This window comes from Apilactobacillus kunkeei, assembly GCF_005930975.1.
Lineage (GTDB): Bacteria > Bacillota > Bacilli > Lactobacillales > Lactobacillaceae > Apilactobacillus > Apilactobacillus kunkeei_E.
In genome coordinates this window covers 182,656-188,871 of sequence record NZ_VBSE01000042.1, presented here as the reverse complement: position 1 = coordinate 188,871, position 6,216 = coordinate 182,656, and the positions used below count along the sequence as shown (strand labels likewise).

Sequence of the window (6,216 nt, the reverse complement as noted above, 5' to 3'; positions counted from 1 at the left end):
CTTTGTGCTGAGCTTTCTGCACTACTACTTTGTGCTGAGCTTTCTGCACTACTGCTTTGTGCTGAGCTTTCTGCACTACTGCTTTGTGCTGATGAACTGGCTGAACTACTTTCTTGGGATTCTCCACTTGAAGCAGCAGAGTGATTTGTATCACTTGAGCTTGATGTGGCAACCTTCTTATATGAAACAGTATCTACTACATCAGAACCGCCACCATTAATTGTTCCAGAAACAGTAGATTGAGATGAATTTACTAATTCGTATCCATCAATTTGAGGACTGGCTACAGAGTAAGATTGGCTGGCTGGTGTATAACCATTTCCATCCCAAGTTACTTCACCATTTTGGTCATTTTTCTTACCTGCTTGAGTGAATTCAAAATCCTTAGTGTATGAATCATGAATTGCTTGCTTAGTATCTTCATCGATGTAGTTAATTGAAACATTACCCTTAGTGGTTCTAGTTACATCTGACATTGGTTTGTACACAAATGATAAAATAATTTCTCTTGGTTTATCCTCTGTTGGAGCAAGAATCTTATAATCTTTTTGACCTTTACTTATTAGGTAGTAACCTGGAATATTTGGAGCTGTAAATGAAACAGTTTGACTATCTGGAGTGAAGTTACCCCATGTGATGACATTACCAGTCTTTTTGTTCTTAGTACCAGTTCTGGTAAATGTAACATACTTAGTTTGTTGATATCCATCAATTGGAGCTGATTCAGTACTCTGCCCATTTGTTCCTGGAATAGTGACCTGCTTAGTTTTATCTTTTGAAAAAGCAATAGCTTTGACTGTGTTAGTGCTTGTTACTTGTTCAGTTGGATCCATGTAAACAGTTCTAGTTACATCATTTCCTAGTGGATAAAGTTGACCGGTAACGTTACTGTTGTCTTCTGGTACATATCCATCGATAGTTGGAACAGTGAAGTTATAAGTACCATCTCCACTTACGTTTGACCAGTTACCCCATGTCACTTCGTTATTTCTTGTGTCTTTAAGGCCACTTGCCTTAAAGACAGATGAACCAGTATCTGTTCTTAGAACATTTCCAGTAACTGAATCAATGTAGTTAACTTTTACATTTCTAGTAACTTGTTGGTCAGGAACTGAAACATATGGATTGATGACATGTAACTTAGCTAGATTGTTAACAGCACCGTCTGAACTGTAGGTTAAGCTAATATCCTTAGATGTCCCTTGAGCAACGTTGATAATTTGGTTATCGTTGAATTTTTCGTCGTTAGAAACTTTTATTTGAGGATTTTCTACAGTTTCATAACTACCATTCTTTCCGTTAACTGCCCTGTACACACTAGCACTGCTAGTTAATTGTCCTGAATTATATTGGTAGTTACCATCTTCATTAGTGTATACGGTGGTGTCGGGTGCAATAATCCATGCTTTATCAATATTACTCTCAGATGGAACAATCTTGTAGCTGTATTGACCAATTATTTGAGAACCTTCTTGTCCAGTATCTGCTCTGTAAAAGCTACCATATCCAATTACAAAGTATGAAGCAGTTAAATCAGTGTATGGCCTATATGCTACAAAATCAACGTAGTCTCTGGTATATGCTGATTTTGAGAAGTCTGCATATAAAGCACCATTGGAATCAATACCAAATGATACCCCCGGTTCGTTGGAAATATCTCTAAAATTATTACCGTCTTTAGAGGCGTATAATTTTAGATTATTTAGATCGTAGTATTTACCATCATTAAATGAAATTCTGGTTCCATAATATCCAGGAATATTTCCACGGTTAAATTCACCGGTAACTACGAAGTATGGTTTACCGTCTTTGTTGGTGTACACAGGTGCATAATAAGCATTTCCTTGGTTTGAACCAAGATAATTACCTTTAGTGTTATTAGTACTGTATCCAGGAACATCGTCAGGATATGTCTTTACTAGAGTTGGACTTAGATATCCTGGAATTCCAATATCGTCACTGTTTTTAGTGTCTTCGTCTTCTGACTTAGTATTTGGTAATACTGAGATTTGAGTTCCGTCCGTGTTAACTGGTTGTTCAGTTTCCTTTGGTAGATTAACCGTCGATGATAATGAAATGTTTACTGGACTTGGATTGTTTTCATGATCGGTACTATCACCATCCCAGTTGTACTTAGGACCCTTAACAACTAGTGATAGATTAGTATTAACCGTTCCTGGGTAAACATCACTATTGGTAGTTAGTATGATGGTGTTACCAGTTACACTGTAATCAAAAACATTTTGGTTACTGTATTTAGAATAAATTGAATAGTTAAATATATCGCTAAAACTAGTCTGTGATGGTGTATTAACTTTAATCTTGATTTGAGTACCCTTAGGTATTATTCTTCCTAAGTTATCATTATTACTCAAAGAAATGCCGTAATTAATAGTGTCATTCTTTTTAACGTTACTTGTTTGTGAACCTAAGTTACTGATACTTGCGCTAACTTCGCTAGATGGTACTACGTAATTACTTGATAATTCATCCGCATGTGCAACAACAGCTGATGGTGTAATATTGTTATCTTGAGAAACAACGTAACCTGTTCCTAACAAGGCAACTGTGGCCATACCAATTACAACCCAGTTTTTCTTTACCTTATGTAAAATCTTCTTCTCCTTTACTTCTCTACTCATAAAATCTCCCCCTTTTATATTATTTATACTGTCAGTCTAAAACAATAATGAAATAATATCAGTAGGATTTTATTTAAGTTTTTATAAAGATTTTTAATGTTTTTTTAATAAAAAAAGACCCGCATAAGCGGATCTTTTTATTTTACGCTATTATTTACGTTTTCTTCTCATTGCTACCATGAATAATCCAACTGCCATTGCAATTAAAGCAGCACCGATTGCTACTAGAATGTTTTCATGTGTTTGATCACCAGTTTGTGGCAAACGTTCATTATTAGCATTTGATTTAGCTGAATTATTGTCATGTTGAGGAGTAATTGTCTTCTCATGTTTATCAGAAGCAGCTGGCTTCCCACCGTTGTTACCATGACTTGATGGCACGCTAGAGCTTTGAGGTACAGAACTGCTGCTTTGTGCTGAACTTTCTGCACTGCTGCTTTGTGCTGAACTTTCCGCACTACTGCTTTGTGCTGAGCTTTCTGCACTACTGCTTTGTGCTGAGCTTTCTGCACTACTACTTTGTGCTGAGCTTTCTGCACTACTGCTTTGTGCTGAGCTTTCTGCACTGCTACTTTGAGATGCACTTGAACTTGGTTCTGCACTACTACTTTGAGCGGCACTTGAACTTGATTCAGCACTGCTACTTGAAGCAGCGCTGGAACTTGGTTCTGCACTACTACTTTGAGCAGCACTTGAACTTGGAGTTGCAACCTTCGTGTATCCAACGGTAGTACCAGTAATATCATAAGCACCATCGATAGTTCCTGTTACATATTGTTGGTTTGGATCTGATAATTCGTATCCGTCTATCTTAGGACTTTCCACTGAGTAGGAATAAGAATCAGGACTGTAACTATCATTCCACTTAATTGCCCCAGTTCTTTCATTCTTAGTTCCTGTCTGTACGAATGTATAATCCTTTTCATAATCAGGAGCAATTTTTTGCTTAGTACTGTCATCGATATGGTCAATAACCAACGTATCAACAACATTTCTTTGAACTGTAGTCGTTGCATCTGGTTCATATGGAACAAGCAAGTAAACGTCGTTACCATCTGTTGTTGGGTCAACTGTTCTATTTCTGACAGCATTTTTAGCATTTACTAAATGGTAGTCTTCTAGCTCAGGCGCTTTAATTGTGAACACTTTAGTAGCAGGTGTGTATGCACCGTATTGAACAATAGCACCTGTCTTAGCGTTCTTGATGTTTGTACGATTGAATGTATATGATTCTGAGACTCCTTTGTCGTACATAGGTTTTGGACCAGTATAAGAACCAGTACTACTTGTTTCAGTAATTTGTTGACTTTTATCAGTAGGGATCAAATGTACAGTAATTGTTTTATTTTCACTAACTTGTTCAGTTGGATCCATATAAACGGTTCTGACAACGTCTTCACCCAATGGATTCAATGATCCTTTAACATCAGAACTGTCTTCAGGAACATATCCATTAATGCTTGGAACTTTAAAGTCGTATTGACCTGTACCATTTGATGGTGTCCATGCTCCCCAAATAATAGAGTTATCTCTAGTATCACGAACACCAGTGGCTGTAAATTGGACTGAAGAACTATCTGTGTGTAGAACCTTATTAGTGTTTACGTCTACATAATTTACAGTAACGTTTCTAGTGACATTTTGACTTGGAACGGATACATATGGGTTTACAACAGTTAACGTTGCATTGGCAGTGTGAGCATTTTCAGATGTGTATGATAATTGAATTACTCTGGAAGAATTTTGATCAACATTAATCGTTTGACCATCATTAATATTGCTTTCGTTATTAATATTAACAACAGCATCATTCACTTTTTCATATCCAGCAGGTTCACCATCAACGGTCTTGAACACATTAACGTCATCTTTTAAATTGTTAGTATTGTATGCGTAGGTTCCATCTGGTTGGGTATAAACAGTCTTATTAGGAGCAACTACCCATGAGCTACCGATATCATTCTTTACAGGAACAATTTTGTAGTTCAAATCACCGATTGGTAGACTTTGTTCTCCTTCAGTACCCTCTTTATAGAAGCTACCATAACCTCTTACAAAGTAAGTAGAAGATAAGTCTGAATATGGTCTGTAAGCTACAAAATCAACGAAATCCTTGGTATATGCTGATTTTGAAAAATCTGCATATACTGCACCATTAGAGTCAACTCCAAATGATACTCCTGGTTCGTTTGAAATATCTTTATACGAATAACTATCTGTGGATGCATATAATCTTAGACTATTTAGGTCAAAGTCACTTCCATTAGTAAATGAAAGACGTGAACCAGAGAAACCAGGAATGTTACCCTTGTTAAATTCTGCCACTGCTACGAAGTATGGCTTACCTTCTGCATTAGAGTATGCTGGGGCGTAGTTGGCATAACCGTTAGAAGTATTAACATAGTTACGGTCTGAGTTGCTTCTAGGATAATCCTTTACATTATCAGGATAGTTCTTTGTAATGTTAGGTTGAACGAATCCTGGTGTATCAGTGTTATTGTAGGTAACCTTTTCATCTTCAGACTTAGTATTTGGCAAAACAGAAATTTGATTTGCATCAATATTTACAGTTTTTTCACTGCCACCAGGTAATTGCAATGTAGATGATAATGTTACGTTTACAGGGTCAGGATTGGTTTCATGTTCTTCGGTATCACCATTCCAGTTATAACGAGGTCCCTTAACAACCAATGAAAGGTTCATATTAACTGTTCCAGGATAAAAATCTTTCTTAGTAGTTAAAGTAATCGTGTTTCCAGAAACACTTTCATCAAAGTTATTTTGGCTGGAATATTTTGAATAAACAGAGTAAGCAAAAACATCACTCATATTAAGTGGAGATTGAGGGTTAACATTAATCTTAATTTGTGTACCCTTAGGAATTACTCTACCCAAATTATCGTCATTATTTAATGCAATATTGTAGTTAATTGATGCATTTTTCTTAACGTCTGTTGTTTGTGATCCTAAATTAGTAATGCTTGCAGTTACTGCACTTTGAGAGGCAGTATAATCACCTGATTTATTTGAATCGTTACTACTAGTTTGGTTATCACTACTATTTGATTGTGATGATTCATTACTTTGTTGTGATGTTGAACTGCTTGCTTGACTTGATTGGTTTGAGGCATTGCTTTGTGAAGCTGATGAGCTATTGTTGTCCGCAGCTGAACTGGTTGTACTTGCAGATGATGAACCTGTACTTTGAGGGGCAGTTTCATCAGCATGCGCAGTAATTCCAGTTGGAACTAAAGTTGAAGATTGTGATGCAACATAACTTGCACCTAATAAGGCAACTGAGGTCATTCCAATAACAACCCAATTCTTTTTAACCTTATGCAAAATCTTTTTTGATTTAACTTCTTTGTTCATAAATTTCACTCCTTTGAACTAAGTTTCAGTGAACATTCTATGGCAAAAGGATTGTGAAAACAGCGTTTATAAGTTTAAATTAACTATGATAAGTTTAAGTATTTATTGAAATGTTTAATTATTTTTTGGTTCTTTTAAACTATTTGTCACTAAAATATAAAAATATTGTCGTCATTTAGATATTGGTATTTTTTATTATGTA

General features: G+C 36.0%; 2 protein-coding genes. Both read right to left on the bottom strand.

The annotated features are described in order from the left end of the window. Positions 1-2,642: mucin-binding protein (locus tag FD688_RS06110; RefSeq protein WP_138742237.1), on the bottom strand; the 2,642-nt coding region annotated here is incomplete at its 3' end. Between the two features lie 150 nt (positions 2,643-2,792). Then, positions 2,793-6,014 carry a mucin-binding protein gene (locus FD688_RS06105; RefSeq protein WP_138742236.1) on the bottom strand — a complete coding sequence of 1,074 codons (3,222 nt, stop codon included), beginning with the start codon at positions 6,012-6,014 and terminating at the stop codon, positions 2,793-2,795. Between the last annotated feature and the right edge of the window lie 202 nt (positions 6,015-6,216).